The 20,612-nt window shown below is 55.6% G+C and carries 21 protein-coding genes and 1 tRNA gene; 7 read left to right on the plus strand and 15 right to left on the minus strand.

Annotated elements, in window-relative coordinates:
- From GS636_RS17865 to GS636_RS17875, 3 genes are all read left to right on the plus strand, one after another.
- Complete coding sequence (locus tag GS636_RS17865; protein WP_171671279.1) at positions 1 to 762, plus strand: DUF6478 family protein; 762 nt, start codon at positions 1 to 3, stop codon at positions 760 to 762.
- Positions 763 to 773: 11 nt separating this feature from the next.
- Entirely contained in the window at positions 774 to 1,133 is a 360-nt protein-coding gene (locus GS636_RS17870) for a hypothetical protein (RefSeq protein WP_171185364.1), read from the plus strand.
- A 78-nt stretch (positions 1,134 to 1,211) separates the two neighbouring features.
- Complete coding sequence (locus GS636_RS17875) at positions 1,212 to 2,738, plus strand: MFS transporter (RefSeq protein ID WP_171647161.1); 1,527 nt, start codon at positions 1,212 to 1,214, stop codon at positions 2,736 to 2,738.
- A 112-nt stretch (positions 2,739 to 2,850) separates the two neighbouring features.
- Here GS636_RS17875 and GS636_RS17880 read toward each other — a convergent pair whose 3' ends face one another.
- From GS636_RS17880 to GS636_RS17910, 7 genes are all read right to left on the minus strand, one after another.
- Positions 2,851 to 4,191, minus strand: coding sequence for a S41 family peptidase (locus tag GS636_RS17880; protein WP_171185360.1), 1,341 nt, complete (start codon positions 4,189 to 4,191; stop codon positions 2,851 to 2,853).
- Positions 4,192 to 4,197: 6 nt separating this feature from the next.
- On the minus strand, positions 4,198 to 5,328 hold the full coding sequence (locus GS636_RS17885) for a murein hydrolase activator EnvC (protein ID WP_171671281.1): 1,131 nt from the start codon (positions 5,326 to 5,328) through the stop codon (positions 4,198 to 4,200).
- A complete protein-coding gene (gpmI, locus tag GS636_RS17890; RefSeq protein WP_171671283.1) occupies positions 5,325 to 6,842 on the minus strand; it encodes a 2,3-bisphosphoglycerate-independent phosphoglycerate mutase in 1,518 nt (505 codons plus the stop codon). The genes GS636_RS17885 and gpmI overlap by 4 nt, the downstream gene beginning before the upstream one ends.
- A 102-nt stretch (positions 6,843 to 6,944) precedes the next feature.
- A complete protein-coding gene (locus GS636_RS17895) occupies positions 6,945 to 8,615 on the minus strand; it encodes a sulfatase-like hydrolase/transferase (RefSeq protein ID WP_171671285.1) in 1,671 nt (556 codons plus the stop codon).
- Between the two features lie 70 nt (positions 8,616 to 8,685).
- Positions 8,686 to 8,922 (minus strand): (Na+)-NQR maturation NqrM, encoded by a 237-nt coding sequence (nqrM, locus tag GS636_RS17900; protein ID WP_171094920.1) that lies wholly within the window; start codon positions 8,920 to 8,922, stop codon positions 8,686 to 8,688.
- Between the two features lie 14 nt (positions 8,923 to 8,936).
- Positions 8,937 to 9,962: an FAD:protein FMN transferase gene (locus GS636_RS17905; RefSeq protein WP_253285926.1), complete on the minus strand. Its 1,026-nt coding sequence runs from the start codon at positions 9,960 to 9,962 to the stop codon at positions 8,937 to 8,939.
- Between the two features lie 66 nt (positions 9,963 to 10,028).
- Positions 10,029 to 10,214 carry a hypothetical protein gene (locus tag GS636_RS17910; protein WP_171671288.1) on the minus strand — a complete coding sequence of 62 codons (186 nt, stop codon included), beginning with the start codon at positions 10,212 to 10,214 and terminating at the stop codon, positions 10,029 to 10,031.
- Positions 10,215 to 10,336: 122 nt separating this feature from the next.
- On the opposite strand from GS636_RS17910, the gene GS636_RS17915 reads away from it, so the two are divergent.
- Positions 10,337 to 10,861 (plus strand): CBS domain-containing protein, encoded by a 525-nt coding sequence (locus GS636_RS17915; RefSeq protein ID WP_171094924.1) that lies wholly within the window; start codon positions 10,337 to 10,339, stop codon positions 10,859 to 10,861.
- Positions 10,862 to 10,863: 2 nt separating this feature from the next.
- Here GS636_RS17915 and GS636_RS17920 read toward each other — a convergent pair whose 3' ends face one another.
- Positions 10,864 to 11,628, minus strand: coding sequence for a metallophosphoesterase (locus GS636_RS17920; protein WP_171671291.1), 765 nt, complete (start codon positions 11,626 to 11,628; stop codon positions 10,864 to 10,866).
- A gap of 184 nt (positions 11,629 to 11,812) precedes the next feature.
- Here GS636_RS17920 and GS636_RS17925 point away from each other — a divergent pair, with 184 nt between their 5' ends.
- Entirely contained in the window at positions 11,813 to 12,826 is a 1,014-nt protein-coding gene (locus tag GS636_RS17925) for an NAD-dependent epimerase/dehydratase family protein (RefSeq protein WP_171671293.1), read from the plus strand.
- Positions 12,827 to 12,884: 58 nt separating this feature from the next.
- Here GS636_RS17925 and nqrF read toward each other — a convergent pair whose 3' ends face one another.
- From nqrF to GS636_RS17955, 6 genes are read right to left on the minus strand one after another with little or no spacing between them, the layout of a single operon-like run.
- Positions 12,885 to 14,108, minus strand: a complete 1,224-nt coding sequence (gene nqrF, locus GS636_RS17930) for an NADH:ubiquinone reductase (Na(+)-transporting) subunit F (protein ID WP_171671296.1) — start codon at positions 14,106 to 14,108, stop codon at positions 12,885 to 12,887.
- Positions 14,109 to 14,118: 10 nt separating this feature from the next.
- Complete coding sequence (nqrE, locus tag GS636_RS17935) at positions 14,119 to 14,727, minus strand: NADH:ubiquinone reductase (Na(+)-transporting) subunit E (protein ID WP_050603817.1); 609 nt, start codon at positions 14,725 to 14,727, stop codon at positions 14,119 to 14,121.
- Positions 14,727 to 15,380 (minus strand): NADH:ubiquinone reductase (Na(+)-transporting) subunit D, encoded by a 654-nt coding sequence (locus GS636_RS17940; RefSeq protein ID WP_152460184.1) that lies wholly within the window; start codon positions 15,378 to 15,380, stop codon positions 14,727 to 14,729. Before GS636_RS17940 ends, nqrE begins: the two co-directional genes overlap by 1 nt.
- Complete coding sequence (locus GS636_RS17945; RefSeq protein WP_171185346.1) at positions 15,380 to 16,195, minus strand: Na(+)-translocating NADH-quinone reductase subunit C; 816 nt, start codon at positions 16,193 to 16,195, stop codon at positions 15,380 to 15,382. The genes GS636_RS17940 and GS636_RS17945 overlap by 1 nt, the downstream gene beginning before the upstream one ends.
- Positions 16,188 to 17,396, minus strand: a complete 1,209-nt coding sequence (locus GS636_RS17950) for an NADH:ubiquinone reductase (Na(+)-transporting) subunit B (RefSeq protein WP_171185345.1) — start codon at positions 17,394 to 17,396, stop codon at positions 16,188 to 16,190. The genes GS636_RS17945 and GS636_RS17950 overlap by 8 nt, the downstream gene beginning before the upstream one ends.
- 5 nt (positions 17,397 to 17,401) lie before the next feature.
- Complete coding sequence (locus GS636_RS17955; RefSeq protein ID WP_171671298.1) at positions 17,402 to 18,745, minus strand: Na(+)-translocating NADH-quinone reductase subunit A; 1,344 nt, start codon at positions 18,743 to 18,745, stop codon at positions 17,402 to 17,404.
- 298 nt (positions 18,746 to 19,043) lie between these two features.
- On the opposite strand from GS636_RS17955, the gene GS636_RS17960 reads away from it, so the two are divergent.
- On the plus strand, positions 19,044 to 20,159 hold the full coding sequence (locus tag GS636_RS17960; RefSeq protein ID WP_171671301.1) for a class I SAM-dependent RNA methyltransferase: 1,116 nt from the start codon (positions 19,044 to 19,046) through the stop codon (positions 20,157 to 20,159).
- Positions 20,160 to 20,267: 108 nt separating this feature from the next.
- Positions 20,268 to 20,344, plus strand: a tRNA-Pro gene (locus GS636_RS17965).
- A gap of 74 nt (positions 20,345 to 20,418) precedes the next feature.
- Here the strand turns inward: GS636_RS17965 and GS636_RS22600 are convergent.
- Positions 20,419 to 20,612, minus strand: a 194-nt coding sequence (locus tag GS636_RS22600) for a hypothetical protein (protein ID WP_216602951.1), incomplete at its 5' end; no start/stop codon positions are given.

Consider the following 20,612-nt stretch of genomic DNA (forward strand, 5'->3'; position numbering starts at 1 on the left):
ATGGGCAGGATTCTGGATCGCTATCTTTTTCGCAAGACACTGGAACGTTGGCGACGGGCTGCACAGCGAGTGCAAGACGCAGGACAAGCGGACCTGCGGCAACAGCGTGATCAGGCGCGCGCATTGCGAAGCCATCTTGATCAGTTGATCCAAACAGCAGATTCTCGTCTTATTCGCCCAAGGATCGGGTCCATGCAGTTTGCCAAGCCTGTCGGCACGGACTGGAGTTGCAGACCGGACCTGTGGCGCGGACCGTTGGCGCAACCCGGCGTTGCTTCGGCCCCGCGCAAAACGGCACTTGATGCGCACGTCAGCCTGTTTCATGACTGCCCCCTGTCCGAGATTACAGTGCGCCAAATCCGAAATCGGGATACAGGCGATCTGGCCCCGTTCAGTCTGGCCGTTGAAGTCTTTAGTTTTGAAGGCTCATTTCTTTCGGTGTCCGTGGATCTGCCGGGCGATGCAACACAGAATCTGACGCGTGAGCATTTGATACGGATGGAGACCGTAATTGACTGCGAACGATCCACCGGGCTGTTCGCGCGCCTCAATATTCAACACGGTCCCAATTCTGAACAGGTACTGCGCCAGTTGAGCGCGTCTGACGCCCGAAACACCGTAGATTTCGATCTGGCCCATCTGCCCCTGAATGAACGCCGGATCGAAAAGATCTGGGTAGATTTGATCTTTGAGACCCCAAGCATGAACCGGATGGTGGTGCGGGACCTGACGTTCTGCCGCTTCCATCGTGCCGATTTGTGAGGCAATCGGATATGACACAAACCAACTTGACCTTCCTCCGGTTCGAAAATGGACTCTGGCAAGCACATGTTCGGGCTGGACAGGAACCTACGATTGAGGTGCGGTATCGCGGCGAACTGCTGGAAAACGTTAATCTGGCACCCAACGAAAACGGGTGGGATTTGAACATAACGGTGCCTGTTTCAGCTCTGTCTGAAGGCGTCCACAGCTTCGTCATAACCGATCTGGCAACATCGGATAAGCTTGGAGATTTCACCGTCATCGCCGGTGAACCCGCAGCAGATGATCTGAGGACCGAAGTCGCGTTGTTGCGGGCTGAACTGGACATGCTGAAACGCGCGTTCCGCCGGGTTTGTCGGGGCGACGACTAAGCCCGACTAAGCCAAGTCTCTATCTTTTATACCAATTTCCGTGCATCATGGGCATATTCAAAACGGATCGCGCCCGATATGGATCGCAGTAGTATTGTTAAAGTCATCGCGTTGATGGTGACAGGGTTTGGCATCGGCATCGATTTTACCGGTGCTCTGATGCTGGTCCCCGCGATTGAAAACAGCTTTGATGCCGATATCACCAGCACCCAATGGGTTTTGAATATCTACGCCCTATTTTTTGCGATGACCATGGTAGCCGGAGGACGACTGGGCGATATGTACGGTCATCGAAAGATGATGATCATCGGCCTGTGCATTTTCCTGTTTTCGTCGGTGATGTGCTTTTTCTCGCCCAACCTTGATTTTTTGATCCTGGCGCGTGCGTTGCAAGGCATCGGCGCCGGCTGTGTTTGGCCCTGCACACTTGCGTTTGGGGCGACTAAAGTGTCCAAACCTGAACATCGGGCTCTTGTAATGGGGCTCATTCTGGCAGGTGTGACCACCGGCAATGTATTTGGCCCAATGATCAGCGGATTGGCTGTAAACTTGGGCGAATGGCGGTATTTCTTCCTGGCCAACGTCGTCTTCTCCTGCATTTCGATGGCCACCGCCCTAATCCTGATGGAGCGCGAAACGCAGCACAAACAGGACGAGCATCTCGACTTGGCTGGCATGGGCCTGTTGGCGTTTGCCGTTCTGTTCCTGCTGTATGGGTTGGATGTTGGCGCGGATTGGGGATGGACGTCGGTACCGTTGTTGATGCTTTTCTTCATCAGCGCCGTGCTTTTCCTCTTGTTCCCCAAGGTAGAAAAACGCGTTACCGAGCCTTTGCTGCTGCCGCAAATGATGCAGAACCGTCAATTCAAGATCACGCTTGGCCTGAATATGTTCAACGTTTCAGCCGCCTTTGTTGGGTTGCTCTATTTTCCTCAGTACATGCAAAAAGTGCTGGGCTGGTCGGCATTTGAATCCGCATTGGGGCTTGCTCCGCTGACCGTTTTGCTGGCGGTGGGGTCGATTGTTTCAGGCACGCTGTACAATGATTTCGGACCCAAACGGCTGCTGTTCTGGGGTTATATGATTGCCACAATCGGTGCCGCGACCGTTGTCATTCTGCCAAGCGATCTGGGTTACTTCCGCATTCTTCCGGGCATGGCGATGATCGGTTTGGGAGCGACCCTGACCGTCGGACCATCGGGTACAGCTGCCGTTTGCGCCGTCAAGCCTGAGCGGGCCGGACTGGTCGGCGGGCTAAGCTTTATGACCCATCTGGTTTACGGAGCCATTTCCGTCGCCTGTGCCACTGCTGTTATGTACGTCGTCAGCTTGTCCAAACTGCGTGATGGCCTGCATGCCGCCGGTATCAAACTATCTGAGACCGATTTAAGGGCAATCAACGGCAGTACACTGGATACGGCTTCTGCACATGCGGTGATCAGCCGTTTGAGCGCCGGCGATTTGGCAAAGGTTCAATCCGCCTTGTCCGATGCTTTTAACAGTGGCATGAGCATGGCGTTTGTTTTTTCGACAATATCCGTATCGGTGGGTATCGTGCTGGCGCTGTTGTTGGACGAAAAGAAACTGCACAAGATCGAGAGCTAGGGCGCTTTCAAGACCCGCTGACTCTCGCGATCCCGACCAGCGCCCTATTCAGAAAAGCAACCAACTGCGCATTCAAATAAAAAGGGCCGCGTTCATCGCGGCCCTGATTGAGTTATTGAGAAGGTCCATTCGGATTGAACGCGGACAGGCCCTTGAGGATGTCAATGGCATAAGCCAGTTGGTAATCCTCTTCCCGCAGTTCAGCCGTCGCTTCAGCCTTGGCACGGTCTTCTTCAATTTGGCGAATTTCATCCTCGCTCAGGCTGTCATTGTCCAGGCTACCACGCAACTCGGCCTCGGACCGGGTAAAGCGGCTGTCCTCTTCCTCTTCAGTCTCGGGCTGCGGACGCGGTTGTTCCACGATGATATCCGGGCTGACACCCAGGGCCTGAATAGAACGACCCGATGGAGTGTAATAACGCGACGTTGTCAGGCGCATGGCCCCGTCACCGCGCAGCGGCATGACTGTCTGCACAGACCCCTTACCAAAGCTTTTTGTACCCACCACGATTGCGCGTCGGTGGTCCTGCAAGGCGCCTGCCACAATTTCGGACGCCGAGGCCGAACCGCCGTTGATCAGAACAACGATTGGTTTGCCTTCGGCCAGATCGCCCGGCGCGGCATTAAAGCGCTCGCCCTCTTCCGGGTCGCGGCCACGAGTCGAAACGATTTCGCCTTCGTTCAGGAACGCATCCGACACTTTGATCGCCTGCGTCAGCAAACCGCCCGGGTTATTGCGCAGGTCGAGGACAAATCCATTGACCTTGTCAATGCCACCGGCTTCTTCGATCTGTTCCTGCAAACCTTCTTTAAGGTTCGGGAAGGTCTGGTCGTTGAACGTAGTCACACGCAGAACCACACTGGTGCCTTCAGTGCGCGCACGAACAGCCGTCAGTTTGATCGTATCCCGGATGATTGTAACGTCGAAAGGATCCGGCTCACCTTCACGAACGACGGTGATCACAATCTCGGACCCCACCGGGCCACGCATCAGGTCAACAGCCTTATCCAGCGTAAGGCCCAGAATGCTTTCGCCATCGACATGAGTGATGAAGTCCCCGGCTTCAATTCCGGCTGCGTCGGCAGGAGTGTCGTCAATCGGCGATACGACTTTGACAAAACCGTCTTCCTGCGTGACTTCGATGCCAAGCCCACCAAACTCACCCCGCGTCTGAACACGCATCTGTTCGGCATCGTCGGGCGACAGATAGCTGGAATGCGGATCAAGCGAGGTCAACATGCCGTCAATGGCGGCCTCGATCAGTTCTTCGGGTTCGACCTCTTCAACATATTGCGCGCGGATGCGTTCAAAAATGTCGCCAAACAGATCCAGTTGTTCATAGACGCTGGCCTTGTTTTCGGCCTCCTGCGCCAGCAGGGGTCCTGCAATCTGTGTCGTTGCAAGAATACCTGCCAAAGTTCCGGCCAGACCGGCCATCACAAATCTCTTCATACTCGCTTATCCATCCTTGTCGGTCCGGAACCATGTTTCCGGGTCCACGGAGCTATTGTCTTCTCTTACCTCTATATAGAGCGTTTCTGAGCGATCAGTTCCAGTGCCATCACCGCTTGTTGACAATATTGCGCCAATTTCCGGCGTTTCACCGGGCATCAAACCCACCGGGGTGCCCTCGGGGATTACCTGACCGGGGTTGCCATAGACTTCCTGCAAGCCGGAAAACACAAAAAGCAGCCCCGGTTGCGGTTCAAGAATGACCAGATTCCCCAAATCCAATAAAGGGCCTCGATAACGGATCGTGGCCGCCGTGGGTGATGTGACCAAGGCGCGCGGACGTGTTCCCAGCACCAAACCGGCGCGTGTCACCCCTGCGGCATCCGTTTCACCAGCCTTATGCAACAAGACGCCCTGAACCGGCAAAGCAATCTGCCCTTTCTGACCCGAAACATCCGCATCGGTTTCAACAATCTCACCTTCCGAGATTTCGGACAGACCACTAGCAAACCCATCCAACGTTTCCGTTGAAGAGATCAAAATGGCCGTGCGTACCGGATCTTCGACAAATCGTCTGGGCAGATCCGTGCGATCGGCGATGGCCTCGCTCAGCCGCGTGCGCGCATCTTGCACCCCGCTGAGACCTTCGGTCAGAGTTTCCGAAGCGCTTTGCTGTAACAGACGCAATGTCTGCACCTCGTTCAGATCATCTGCCAGAGCCTGCGCTTTGGCGTTCAAGCCAGGAGTGACCTCGGACAGCATCATACCGGCCCGCGCCGCACCCAATGGGCCCGAAGGGTGCAACATCAAGACCGGAGGTTCTGTTGTTTCGATGGTTTGCAAGACGCCGATCAACTGTCGGACATCCTTTTCGCTAGCCCGAAGTTCGGCGCTTAACTGAGCTTCGCGAGTTGCAGCTTGGCGCAGCCCTTCCCGCATCGCGCTCAATCCCGCCTCGTAGGCCTGGATCGTTTGGGTAAGCGCGCGCACGCGATCTCTTGCACTGTCAGCGTCGGCAAGCGAGACAGAGGCTGCTTCCAGCATCTCTGCCGCTTCAAGCGCCGCCTGCGACGAGTCGGTCTGGGCCAATGCTGAAGTTGCTGAGATCAGAAAAGCCGTAAAGGCCACCAGTTTCATGACAATAGGCTTTCCCCAGTCATCTCGGGGGGTTTTGGCAGGCCCATCAACTCAAGCAGTGTGGGGGCCAGATCCGACAAACGCCCCTGCCGCAATTGCGCCCCTTCAGGCCCACCGACCAGCGCCACAGGCACAGGGTTCAGTGTGTGGGCGGTATGCGGTCCACCCGTTTCGGGATCAACCATCATTTCGCAATTGCCGTGATCTGCGGTGACAATCATCGCACCGCGGGCCTTTTCCAGTGCAGCAACAACTTGCGCCAGACCCTGATCCACAGCCTCACACCCTTTGATCGCCGCCTTCAAATCACCGGTATGGCCCACCATGTCAGGATTGGCATAGTTCGTGACAATCAGGTCATACCCATCTTCGATAGCCTCAACAAATTTGGCCGTCACCTCAGCCGCCGACATTTCGGGCTGCAGATCATAGGTCGCAACCTTTGGCGATTTCGGCATAAAACGGTCTTCACCCTGTTCAGGCGTCTCTTTGCCGCCGTTCAGAAAGAAAGTTACGTGTGGGTATTTCTCGGTTTCGGCCAACCGGAACTGGCGCAGCCCTTGTTTGGCCACCCATTCCCCCAGAGTATTCATGATGGCCCGTTTGGGAAAAACGGTGGTCATATAGGCGTTGTGACCGTCCGAATATTCTACCATGCCCAGCAGTGCCGAGAGAGAGGGCCGCGGCCCTGTGTCAAAGTCGGAAAACCCGGGCTCTCCAATGGCGCGCAGGATTTCCCGTGCCCGATCAGCACGAAAATTGAGGCAGAAAAACCCGTCGCCGTCTTGAACGCCCGTGTAACCATCAAGAACAGTCGGGGTGATGAACTCGTCTGACTCTGACTGACTATAGGCATGATCGACCGCACCATGGGCGCTTTGCGCCGCCCTTCCCTGCCCCTTGATCATCGCGTCATAGGCTTCGCTGACACGTTCCCAGCGATTGTCCCGGTCCATGGCAAAATAGCGTCCGCAGACGGTCACAATGCGCGCGTTTTCAGGCAAGCGCTCTTCCAGTTCCGCGATATAGGTCAGCGCCGATTTTGGTGCTACGTCCCGCCCATCGGTGACTGCGTGCAGCGCAACTGGGACATCCGCATCGGTGATCGCAGTCGCTGCGGCGACGATATGGTTCAGATGCCCATGCACGCCCCCGTCCGAGACCAGCCCCATCAGATGCGCTGTCCCGCCCGCCGCTTTCACTTTGGCGATAAATTGTTGCAGGGCTTCATTTTCGAAAAATGACCCATCTTCGATAGCCAGATCGATCTGACCCAAATCCATGGCGACAACGCGACCTGCGCCGATATTGGTGTGGCCAACTTCTGAATTGCCCATTTGTCCACTTGGCAGACCTACATCGGGGCCATGGGTGATCAGCGTTGCATGAGGGCTATTGGCCATGATCGCATCAAAAGTCGGCGTATTTGCCAGATACGGCGCGTTGGCTTTGGTGTCTTCGGACAGCCCCCACCCATCGAGAATGCACAAGACAACAGGTTTGGGCGCGGCCATAGAGTTTCTCCGATTACTGCTCGTGCGCTTCTTCTATCGCCTTGCCCTCGGCGGGTGAACCACCTTTGGGCAGGTGAAAAAGATTTAATAGACGCGGAGGCGCTATTCCTTGAGGTAGCTCTTGTATGGACGTGCCTTTCGATTGCGGTACTTCACAGTAAGGTCCAAAGGCGCGTCATTTTCATCATACACACCCAAGACAATGCCTCGGCCTCTGCTTTTGGTGCGCATATCGATCAATTGCTGTTCCGACCGCGTGGTGCGTTGTGACGGTCGCCGCGCCCATGCGAACAGGTGATCATACATTTCAGCGATCACGTTTGCATGCTCTGCGCTGTTGCCCAGATCATTCAGTTCCTGAGGATCGTTTTCCAGGTCAAACAGGATCGGTCTGTGCCCGCCCTCGCAATGGATCAGTTTCCACTTTTTGTTGGCCACCATGAACATCACCGCTTCGCGAACCGACACTCCTACGATATCAGCGATCGGTGAGCCTGAGTAATCATATTCGCAGATGACAAAGTCCCGGGGCACCTCTTCTGCGGTTCCATGCAGGATGGGCAGCAACGAATGACCTTCAAGGACATGATTGGCAACGTCACCGCCTGCCACATCAACAAAGGTTGGAGCCAAATCGATGGACTCGACCAACGCATCACTGACCGTCCCACGGGTCGCATTTGCTTCGGGCGATGGATCATAAATGATCAGCGGCATTTTGGTCGAAGCATCGTGAAAAAACGTCTTCTCACCCATCCAATGATCACCAAGAAAGTCACCGTGATCCGAGGTTAGAACGATCATCGTGTCGTCCATCCGCCCGGTTTTTTCCATCCAGTCGAACAGACGCCCCATCTGGTCGTCGGCTTGTTTGATCAAGCCCATATAGGCTGGGATCACCGCCTCACGCACATCCTGTCGCGAAAAGGTCTGACCAATCTTTGTGTCCATGAACGCCTTGAGTACCGGATGCGCGTTTTGCCGTTCAGCCTCGGATCGTACCACGGGCAAAACATGCTCTGGACCATACATCGAGGCATAAGGTTCTGGCACGATGTAAGGCCAATGCGGTTTGATAAAGCTCAGGTGGCAGCACCACGGGCCATCATGCGTTTCCATAAACTCGATACCGCGCCCTGTCAGATAGGGCGTTTCGCTGTCTTCTTCGGAGATATTTGCGGCTTCCAGCGCGTTTTTCAAAAACCAGCCGGACAGAACATTGCCGTCTTCATCCAAACCTGAATTGGCAAAATCATGCCATGGATTGTCGCTCTCGTACCCCTTGGCCTTGAGGAACTTGTTGTACTCCTTCGCTCCGTGCGGATCGTAAAACCCGTCGGGACCCTCGGGCAGCATACCGTCATCGCGTTCGAACACGTCAAAGCCGCATTCGGCAACCCGGGCACCAATCAGGCTGTCGGGTTCCAGCCCTAACCGCGCCATGCCTTCTGCGTCCGCCCGCATATGAGTTTTGCCGACCAGCCAGCAGTCCATTCCCGCCTTGCGCAGATGATCACCCATCGTGATCTCGCCGACTTTGAGCGGAATACCGTTCCAAGACGCCCCATGCGAATGCACATAGCGCCCGGTATAGGTCGACATGCGCGAACTACCGCAGATTGGGGATTGTATGTAAGCGCGGTTAAACCGAACGCCTTTGGTTGCCAGGCGATCGATGTTGGGGGTGTGCAGGTGTGGATGCCCGTAACAGCTCAGGTAGTCCCAGCGCAGCTGGTCGAACATGATGAACAGGATGTTTTTTGCCTTGGCCAATACCACGCCCCCAAACCTTATGGAGACCTAGTTAGCCATTTCCGTCCGCAGTGCGAAGCAAAACTTTGCTTCAGGCCTGACGCTCCATCTGCTCCAGCATCTTCTTGGCGCGCTTGCATTGCAACTGATCGCGCAACGGGCTGTTGGGATCCACGTCCTTTTGGCAGACAACGCATTTATCAGCACCCGAGATTGCATTCAGACCACCACAGCTGCCTTTGATGGTCTTTCCCATCAGCATGACGCCGAGTGACATACCCACCATGACGAGGGCGAGAAGAATAAAAGCCAGAATAAAAGTGCTCATCTCAGCTCCACCAGTCAGTTCGATTCCAGCGCGTTTTTGAACGCGGTGCTATGGGCAGTAATATAAGCTTCTTCACCGCCTGTCACATCCCGCGAGATGAAATACACGGCAAGTTTATGCTCTTCCGCCAGTTTCAGGCCCTTTTCCTGACCCAAGGCCAGCATCGCGGTGGCCCAGGCATCGGCCATCATCGCGTTCTCGGCCAAAACAGTGACAGAGGTTGTCCGGTGCGTAATCGGGCGTCCCGTCGTCGGATCGATGATATGCGAATAGCGCACGCCGTCTTGTTCGAAGAAATTCTTGTAGTCGCCCGAGCTTGCCATGCCCAGGTCATTCACTGACACGATCAGCTGAATGCTCTGACTGCCCGTTTCGGGTTTTTCGATACCGATCCGCCAGGCTTCACCCTTTTCGTTCTGACCCATGGCGACCAAATCACCACCAATCTCAACCAGATAATTCGCGATTCCGGCGTCTCTTAAGGTTTCGGCAACCGCATCGATGCCATATCCCTTGGCAATTGCAGACAGGTTGATACCGACCCTGGCGTCAGATTTCGCCAGAGTTCCGGCTTCGGTATCCAGCGTCAGCAGACGGCTTTGGCCAACGCTGTTTAACGCGGCCTGGATGTCAGTATCAGACGGCACCGGATCTTCGGGCTTACGAGGGCCAAACCCCCATAGTTCGATCAGTGGGCCAAGCGTCACATCGAAAGTGCCACCGGTCCTTTCGTGCACGTCGTTGGCAGCAGCGATGACCAAAGCGAATTCGTTTGAGATAGTCATTGGATCTGTACTGGCCGACGCCGAAAAGACAGAGACCTCGGAATTCGGATCCCAGTTCGACATCTTCGCGTTGACTTCAGCCAATGTCTCATCGACCGAGGCCGCAAGTTTGGCCTCGTCCAGATCTTCGCCTATGGCAGTGATATTGAAGGTTGTCCCCATCGTTTCACCGGACAACCGGACCACTTCGGGCTCCTTGTCCAAAAAGCAGCCGGAAAGAAGGGCAACAAGGGCCACAAAAGGCAAAAGACGCATGGGGCGAGCTCCGGGATTTTCTGTGCCCGGCATATGCCAGTGACCCTTGTCAGAGTCAAATCGGCATCACAGCTTTAACGGCAGAAAACCCAATGCCAAAAGCCCAACCCCAGCCGGAACTCCGAACAGCCACGCTCGCTTCTGCCACCCCGGGGCCTGTTGTTTCCAGGCCATGCGAAAGTTGTGACCGCATACGACAACCGCAAAGAAGATCAAAGCGGCCACCGGAGGGGTAAGGTAGAGTTCACTCACAAGCTTGATCGTCCTTTGTTGACCCAGATTTCGTGCATTCGGGCATTTGCACCCTATACAGGTCGTTTAGCTGCGCTAAGGTGAAAGGGAAAGACATTGCAAGAACCATAAGGAGATTGCCCATGGCCCCAACCTCTTACCAGTCACCAACACGCGGCGACAAGGCAGACAAGACGACGTATAGCCAATCGGCAGAATCGAACTTGTCGCACTCACAGACCACCGTGGCCAAACTGCTTGAGGGAAAAGGGGACGCGGTATTTTCGGTGCGGCCAAACGATACGATCCATTCGGTGGTCAACACGCTTAAGGACAAGCGGATCGGGGCCGTTTTGGTGACAGATCAAAACGGAGCCTTGCAAGGCATCCTGTCAGAGCGCGACATTGTGCGGCGCATGGCAGACACACCCGGCCAGACCTTGCCGCAAGCGGTCGAAGACCTGATGACCAAAGAGGTCAAGACCTGTACACCAGACGATCTGCTAAACGATGTGCTGAAGACAATGACCGAAGGTCGTTTCCGCCATATGCCCGTTCTGCGTGACGGCCATTTGAGTGGCGTCATCACTATCGGAGACGTCGTGCATTTCCGATTGAAAGAGCTGGAATACGAAGCCCTTCGAATGAAGCAGATGATTGTCGGCTAGGATCAGCCCGTCGAAAGGAACCTGACGCCTCCATCCTCGATCTCCGCGGCCGTCAACCGGCCTGAGGCGAAAGCGCCCGTGTCAATAGACAGGATCCTGTTTCTGACACGCGGTCGGTCTACGATAGTGTGACCGTGCACCACCCATTGATCATCGCCGCGCGCGGTTCTTGGGAACATGGGATGTCCCCAAAGGCAGATCTGACGGTCCTGAGCTTCGACAGGGCGACGAGGGTCCAAAGCCGCGTGAACAATAGTGACGTTGCCATTGGTCCAGGTCAGGGGCCGCTTTGTCAGCCATTCCAGCAAATCCTGACCCATCGATTGTCGCAGGCCTTCGGCCAGTTCCATGACTTTCCGGCTGTCTTCCAGGTCTCCAGTCGGTTTGAGCCCGAATGACGCCAGCGTATGCAGACCTCCGTTTCGAAACCAGAGCCGTGCATGGCGTTCTGGATCGTCCAAGAAATGAAACAACATCTCTTCATGGTTACCAAGAAGGCAATGGACGTGCCGATCTGATGCGTCGCTCAGATGGTGCAGATGGCGCAACACCTGCGCGCTGAAAGGCCCCCGGTCAATGTAGTCTCCAACAAAAACCAGAGGGCTTTGATCATCCAAGCGTGGCAACAGCGCATGCAACAAATCCAGACGGCCATGAATATCACCCACCGCCGTCACTCGCGTGGTGGGGGCGATGTCACAGGGGAAGGTGTCGGTTGCTCGCCCTGTTTTGCGCTGAAGTCGCTGTCTGATCCAATTGCTAATCATACGGTCTGATCCCTACCCTTCTCGCCTATTGGCGGCAATGAACAACTGATTGAACAGGCAAAGTGTTGACCAACGGCCATTGGTTGTCCGATATGGCCTTGAAAGTCGTCAAACGCCCTTGGTCTGGTTCGTGGACCAAAGCCGTTTGGTCAGCCATGGTTTTGCAGAGCGTTCAGAGGGTTTTATGAAGCGGGTATTGATTACGGGCTCTGCGGGGTTCATCGGTTTCCATCTGGCCAAGCTGCTGCTGGCAGAAGGGTTCCGGGTGCATGGCTATGACGGAATGACCGATTATTACGATGTGAACCTGAAACAGCGCAGACATCAGATCCTACTGCAAACCCCGGGGTTTACCGCGACCGAAGATCGGCTGGAAAACTATGACCGTCTGGTGCAAGTGGCGGACGAGTTCCAGCCCGATGTCATCGTCCACCTGGCGGCCCAAGCCGGTGTTCGGCACAGCCTCGAATACCCCCGAAGCTATATCGAATCTAATGTCGTTGGCACGTTCAACGTGATGGAAATCGCGCGTCAGCATGAGGTCGAGCATCTGTTGATGGCTTCGACCTCGTCAATCTATGGCGCCAACGAAGAAATGCCGTTTACCGAAACGGAAAAAGCGGACACGCAATTGACCATCTACTCTGCCACCAAAAAGGCGAATGAGGCGATGGGGCATTCCTATGCGCATCTGTGGAATCTGCCGACCACGATGTTTCGTTTCTTTACGGTCTATGGCACCTGGGGGCGGCCCGATCTGGCCTATTTCAAGTTTGTGGCCGCCATTTTGGAAGGTCGTCCCATTGATATCTACAATCATGGAGACATGTATCGGGACTTCACCCATGTTGAGGATCTTGTGCGCGGGATCAGATTGCTAATCGATGTGCCCCCGGTCCGGCCGGCCAGCCGTGAAGACATTGAGGACGGCGACAGCCTGTCACCCGTAGCACCCTATCGTATCGTCAATATTGGAAACGGCGACAAAGTGCGCTTGATGGATTTCATCGAAGCTATCGAAGAGGCGGTTGGACAGAAGGCAATCAAGAACTTTATGCCGATGCAGATGGGCGACGTTCATGCGACATGGGCTGACAACCGTTTGTTGCAGCGGCTGACCAATTACCGTCCACAGACGGACCTGAAAGACGGCATAGCCCAGTTCGTTTCCTGGTATCGGGATTACTACGGAAAATAGCGTTGGCTAAAAGTTGAATGAAAAAAACCGGCGCTGTCTGCGCCGGTTTTTCTGTTTCTTACCCGCCGAAATCGTCGAGCATGATGTCTTCTCGGTCCACGCCCAGATCCAGCAGCATGTTGATGACCGACTGATTCATGATGGGCGGGCCACACATGTAGAATTCACAGTCTTCTGGCGCGGGGTGGTTCTTGAGGTATTCTTCGAACAGGACGTTATGGATGAAACCGGTATAGCCTTTCCAGTCATCCTCGGGCTGCGCATCCGAAAGCGCGACATGCCAATCGAAATTGTCGAACTCCTCGGCCAATTGGTCGAAATCTTCGACAAAGAACATCTCTTTCTTCGACCGCGCGCCGTACCAGAAGCTGATCTTGCGATCGCGATTTTCAAGGCGCTTGAGCTGGTCAAATATGTGGCTGCGCATGGGGGCCATGCCCGCACCACCGCCGATGAACACCATCTCTTTTTGGGTCTCGCGCGCGAAGAACTCGCCAAACGGACCCGAGATTGTGACCTTGTCACCCGGCTTCAGGTTGAAGATGTAGGATGACATCTGACCCGGAGGGATTCCTTCCGAGCCCGGAGGCGGTGAGGCTACGCGGACGTTGAGCATGATCATGCCTTTTTCGTCCGGGTAGTTTGCCATCGAATAGGCGCGTTCAATCGGTTCCGCGACAACCGACTCGTACTGCCATAGATTGAAGCGGTCCCAGTCTTCGCGATACTCCTCTTCCACGTCGAAATCGGTGTATTTCAGCGCGTGCGCAGGGGCTTCGATCTGGATGTAACCACCCGCGCGGAAGTTGACATCCTCGCCTTCCGGCAGATCCAGCGTCAGCGCTTTGATAAAGGTTGCCACGTTCTCATTTGAACGCACGGTGCATTCCCATTTCTTGACGCCAAAGACTTCTTCCGGAACCTCGATCTCCATGTCCTGCTTGACTGCAACCTGACAGGACAGTCGGTCACCGCAAGCGGCCTCACGCTTGGTGATATGGCTTTCCTCAGTCGGCAGGATCGACCCGCCGCCTGAATGCACCCGCACCCGGCACTGCGCACAGGTACCGCCGCCGCCGCAGGCAGAGGGGACAAAGAGTTTTTCTGCCGCCAGCGTTTGCAGCAGTTTGCCGCCAGCGGGAACCGATACGGTTTTCTCACCATTGATGGTGATGTTCACGTTGCCTGTCGACACCAGCTTGGACCGGGCGGCCATGATGACGGCCACCAGACCCAGAACGATAACGGTGAAAAGGGCTACACCTAAGCCAAAGGTTTCCATTGCGCCCTCCTTACAGTTTCACGCCCGAGAAGGACATGAAGGCCATGGCCATCAATCCTGCGGTGATGAAGGTGATGCCCAGACCCTGTAGGCCGTCGGGAATGTCCGAATATTTCAGCTTTTCGCGAACACCCGCCATCGCAGTGATCGCCAACGCCCAGCCAAAGCCGGAAGACAGACCATAGGTTGCCGCTTCGGCAAAGTTATAGTCACGCTCGACCATGAACAACGAGCCACCCAGAATGGCACAGTTTACCGTGATCAGCGGCAGGAAGATCCCCAGAGCGTTGTAGAGCGGCGGGAAGTACTTGTCCAAAACCATCTCGAGGATCTGAACCATCGCCGCGATCACGCCGATATACGAGATCAGGCCAAGGAAGGTCAGGTCCACATCCGGGAAGCCAGCCCAAGCAAGTGCGCCCGGTTTCAGCAAGTAGTTCAGCAACAGATTGTTCGCGGGCACGGTGATGGCCTGCACGACCATAACCGAAATACCTAGACCCAGCGCGGTCGAGATCTTCTTGGACACGGCGATGAAAGTACACATCCCCAGGAAGAAGCTGAGCGCAAGGTTTTCGACAAAGATGGCCTTTACGGCCAGTGAGATCAGACCTTCCATTAGTGGGCCTCTACCTGCTGAATTTTGTATTCACGCTCTTCCACCTGGTTCGGCTTCCATGTGCGGAAGGCCCAGATGATCAGACCGATGATGAAGAACGCTGACGGTGGCAGCAGCAGCATGCCGTTGGGCACATACCAGCCACCGTTGTTGACGGTCTCCAGAATGGTGACGCCGAACAGCGACCCGGCGCCGAACAACTCACGAATGAAGCCGACCAGCAGCAGGATCAGACCATAGCCCATGCCGTTGCCCATGCCGTCGATAAAGGACGCAACGGGTGGGTTCTTCATTGCAAACGCCTCGGCCCGGCCCATCACGATACAGTTGGTGATGATCAGGCCCACGAAAACCGACAGGGTTTTCGAGATCTCGAAAGCATAGGCTTTCAGGATCTGGTCCACGAGGATCACCAGCGAGGCGATGATCACCATCTGTACGATGATCCGGATCGAACCGGGAATCTGGTTGCGCAGGCAAGAGATGAAGAAAGACGAGAACGAGGTCACGAAGATCACCGCCAGCGCCATCACCATCGACACCTGCAGCGACGAGGTCACCGCCAGCGCCGAACAGATGCCCAGCACCTGCAAGGTGATCGGGTTGTTGTCGACAAGCGGGTCGACCAGCATCTCTTTCTTGGTCTGAGACATTAGAACTCTCCTGCTTGCAGCTTGGCCAGGAACGGAGCATAGCCCGCGTCACCCATCCAGAATTTCACCAGGTTATCGACACCAACCGAGGTCAGGGTCGCCCCTGCCAGAGCATCGATATAGAAATCAGGACCGGCCGCAGGTTGCGATTTGGACACCGTGATTTGCAGATCACCATTGTCATCGCGCAACTTCTTGCCATTCCACAACGCTTTCCAGCGCGGGTTATCCACCTCGGCGCCGAGGCCCGGGGTTTCGCCGTGCTGATAGAATTGCAGGCCGTAGATATCGTTGCCGTTATTCTCCAGCGCAATAAAGCCATAAAGCGTGGACCATAGACCATAGCCGTGCAGCGGCAGGATCACCTTGTCCAGATCACCTGCATCATCACGCAGCAGATAGATCACGCGGTATTTCGACTTGCGACCAATGCCCGCGGGATCATCGTCCAGCGCAACGCTCAACTCAGGGTCGCTGGCAGCAGCGATGTCGTCGAAGGTGGTCGGGTCGAACCGATCATCGACGAAGTCACCGGTGGACAGTTCCAGCACATGCGGTTCAAAAGCGGCAAACGCTTCGGTCACGTCGATGCCGGGTTCAAAAACGCCCGCAACTTGCAGAACGTTGACCTGTTTGTCCTTCAGTCGGTTGGTTTCCTGTACCGGGCGCAGGCTAACGGCTGCGGCGGAAACGACCATCGAGGCGACAAGACAAACGGCGACGGCGATGAAGATCGTTTTGCCAACCGAGTCCGGCGAGGCCGCCAGAAACTTGGCAATCGCGCCCTTCGGTTCTTGGGAATGCGTATCAGACATGGCGACGCGCCCTCCGTTTAATGTTGGCCTGAACGACGAAGTAATCGATCAGCGGTGCAAAAACGTTCCCGAACAGGATTGCCAGCATCATGCCTTCGGGGAAAGCCGGATTGATCACGCGGATCATCACAACCATGACACCGATCAGAGCGCCATAGATATAGCGACCTACGTTGGTGTGGCTGGCCGAAACCGGTTCGGTCACCATAAAGGCCAGACCAAACGCGTAACCGCCCAGAACGATGTGCCAGTACCATGGCATCGCGAACATTGGGTTGGTGTCCGAGCCAATGAGGTTCAGCAGCAGGGTAAAGCCGATAGTTCCGGCCAGACAGCCCACAATCAGCCGGTAATTGGCAATCTTCGTCGTCAGCAGGAAGGCCAGACCGATCATACACGCCAAGGTCGATGTCTCACCAAAGCTGCCCTGGATCTGTCCGAAGAACGCGTTTGACCAGGTGATGCCTTCAGCCGCCAGCGCCTGAACGCCGTCAGCCGCCGAAACCGCCAGTGCAGTTGCACCCGAGAACCCATCAACCGGGGTCCAAACCGCATCGCCCGACATCTGCGCAGGATAAGCGAAGTACAAGAAAGCCCGGCCAACCAGCGCCGGGTTGAGGAAGTTCTTGCCTGTCCCACCAAACACTTCCTTACCGATCACGACACCGAAGATAATCCCCAATGCGACCTGCCAAAGTGGCGTGGTTGCGGGCATGATCAGCGTGTAGAGCATTGATGTGACAAGGAAACCCTCGTTCACCTCGTGCCCGCGCACGGTTGCGAAGATGACCTCGAAAATACCACCGGCGACCAGCGTGACGATATAGATCGGTAGGAAATACATCAGCCCGTGCATGACATTGGCAAAAATGCTTTCCGGGTTCAGCGAGATGCCAAACATCTGCAGAATGGCGATCCGCCATCCAGTTGCGGAATCAGGCCCAAGCGTGGCTATAGCTGAATTGGCCTGATAGCCGGTATTGTACATTCCCCACAGGATACACGGGATCGTCGCGATCACGACATAGGTCATGATCCGCTTCATATCCACGTAAGACCGCGCATGAGGGGCAACGGTGGTCACAGTTTTCGGAGTGTAGATAAAGCTTTCGACCATCTCGTAGATGGGGAAATACTTTTCGTACTTGCCGCCCTTGGTAAAGTTCGGCTCGATCCGATCGAAGAAGCTGCGCAAACCCATTTGGATCAGCCCTCCTTTTCAATCTTGCTCAGGCAGTCGCGCAGCGCCAGCCCGTATTCATATTTCGCTGGACAGGCAAAGCCCACAAGACCCAGGTCCTCTTCATCCAGCTCCAATGCGCCCAAGGCTTGGGCGGTGTCGGTATCCATCACCAACAAAGCGCGCAGTAACTGTGTGGGCAGGTAATCCTGCGGCATCAGTTCCTCGAACACACCGGTTGGCACCATCGCGCGACGTCCACCATTCAGGTTGGATGTAAAAGCGTACAGCTTCTTGGCAAACGCAGAACCCAAAACGGGCTGAACAGAAAACTTCGATGGCATTGGACGAATCCAGCCCATCGGAATTTGATCGTGATCTTCACGTATGATGCTGATCTGGCGCGCAAAACGACCCAGATAGGCTGTTGGTCCATCAGCTTGCTGACCAGACAGGATTGAGCCCGAGATGATACGCGGCGTGCCGTCCACGTTCACCTCATCACGGGTCAGGTCATCCGTGGATGCACCCATAACGGTGCGCACCAGACGCGGCTGACGCGCCCCGGGACCGGTCAAAGCAATCACAATATTGGGATCCAGATGACCGGTTTGCATCAGGCGGCCGATTGCAATGACATCCTGATAGCTGATGGTCCAGACCTGCTTTTCACCAGCCAGAGGCTCGAGAAAATGGATATGGGTACCCGCCAGACCAGACGGGTGCGGACCAGAAAACGCCGCCGCTTCTACGCCGGGAACATCTGCTCCGGGGATCGCATCGCCGTCCTTCTGGCACAGAAAGGTTTTTCCTTCGGTCAGTTTGGTGATCGCTGCCAGACCCGAGTTGAACGCCTCGGGCGCTTCAGCGATGATCGACGCGGCATCTGGGGCCAGCGGATCACTGTCCATGGCAGTTACAAAGATTGCCGTCGGCGCGCTGCCCGGCTGCGGCATCTTCGAATAGGGCCGCGTGCGAAACGCCGTCCAAAGGCCGGCTGCACACAGTTTGGCGGTCACACCTTCTGCGCTTTCTGCATCGCCAACGTTCGAAAAATCGACGCCGTTGTCATTTGCATCCGACACTTCGATCACAACGCTTTGCAGGACACGGCGGGCACCCCGGTTGATGGCAACCACTTTACCGCTTACCGGCGCAACCATTATCGCCTCTGGTGCGTCCTTGTGGCAGAACAACGGTGCACCCCGTTGAACCTCCTCACCCTCTTGCACCAACATCTTGGGCTTCAGGCCGATATAGTCTCCACCCAAAACGCCGACGGTCTTGTAGTCCGGCCCCGGATGGATGGTCTGGTCAGGAGCGCCTTCAACCGGCAGATCCAACCCTTTTTTAAGTTTGAAAGTTTGCATGTCGCTACGTTCTTCCAAGCCTTCATTGCTGCGCCTGCATTGCTGACGCCAGTTGGGGCCATGCAATAACGCGGAAATTCATACCACTTGTCGCGAAAGCGACAAAATGGGTCCAAATTCCGCAGGCATAATTCCGATCACGGACCCTTTACGCGGGGACGCTTCTAAACGCAAACCTGTTACCGCCAAAAGTTATCTTGAAACCGCACTTTCCCGCTATTTACTCGGCAAAGTGACACATTTCGGGCGCCAAAAAAAGCGTGTCGCACCCGCGAAGGTTCCGGTGTAAGCAACCAAAATGGAACAAAACGCAGACCTCGACATCTTTCTGATTGCGACACCGGGCCTCGAAGGTCCCTTATGCGCCGAGGCGCAGTCGAACGGATTCGCCCAGGCGAAAGAGGTCCGTGGTGGCGTAACGTGCCGAGGATCTTGGTCCGAAATCTGGCGGGCCAACCTGACCTTGAGAGGTGCGAACAAGGTTCTTGTGCGGTTGGGGAACTTCCCGGCGGTGCATCTGGCTCAGCTGGACAAACGGGCCCGCAAATTTCCGTGGAAACAGTTCCTGCGCCCGGACGTTCCGATCAAGGTCGAGGCAACAAGCCGCAAATCCCGGATTTACCATGCCGGAGCCGCCCGACAAAGGATCGAACGCGCGATATCCGAGACATTGGGGGCTCCGATCTCATCTGAAGCCAGCCTAAGGGTCCTGCTGCGAATCGAAAAAGACATGTGCACATTGTCGATCGACAGCTCAGGCGAGCTTTTGCACAAGCGCGGGCATAAGGAAGCGATAGCCAAAGCGCCGATGCGGGAAACAATGGCCGCCATGTTTCTGCACGACTGCGGCTACACTGGTAACGAACCTGTCCTTGATCCAATGTGCGGGTCAGGCACATTTGTGATCGAGGCCGCCGAAATCGCCCTGGGCTTGCTGCCCGGCCGGTCGCGCAGCTTTGCTTTTGAAGACCTTGCCAGTTTTGATCGCGACCATTGGCAATCAATGCGAGACAGCTTCACCAGCAAGGAAAGTGGGCTAACCTTCTACGGCTCGGACAGAAATGCAGGTGCGATTGAAGCTGCCACCGCAAACGCCAAGCGAGCGCAGGTGAGCCAAGCGACACAGTTTCATTTGAAGTCGGTTAGTGACATGAAACCGCCGGAAGGCCCAAAGGGGCTGGTAATTGTGAACCCGCCTTATGGTGCACGGATCGGAGACGAAAAGCGGCTGCGCTCGGTCTATGGTGCAATGGGCAAAGCCCTGATGAGCCGATTTCAGGGGTGGCGGGTTGGAATAGTGACCAGTTCCGCTTCCTTGGCTAGGTCAACCCGTCTTCCACTATTGGCGCCAGGCCCGGTGGTCGACCATGGCGGCACAAAAATTCGCCTGTACAAAACGGATCCACTCGGCTGACTCCGATTATCAAATTGCCGTGCCCTGTTCCGCCAACGATTTCCCACGTCCAAGCCCCAAAATCCTCTTGCGCATCGGAACCGCCGGGTATAGATCACCCGCCACGGTCGGAGTGTAGCTCAGCCTGGTAGAGCACTGTCTTCGGGAGGCAGGGGTCGGAGGTTCGAATCCTCTCACTCCGACCAATAAAATCAAATACTTACCGTGTGTGAGTTTTTGATGGATTTCTACAATCCCACACCAATCCTACACCAAGTAATCAATTCACGCCCATTTGGCCGATTTGCCTAAGCACACGTCGTCGTGCCAATTCCACGGCAGCAATCTGGTCGTCAGCGCTGTGGACCCGATACAACAGTTGAGCGTCCGATAGTCGGGTGTGATCCTCAACTATCTGGGGAGGCGACATCGCGGCTCTCATCGCCTGCACAACGGCCTGCTCTTCCAGTTGCT

Origin of the sequence: Ruegeria sp. HKCCD4884, assembly GCF_013110855.1 — a bacterium.
Taxonomy (GTDB): Bacteria; Pseudomonadota; Alphaproteobacteria; order Rhodobacterales; family Rhodobacteraceae; genus Ruegeria.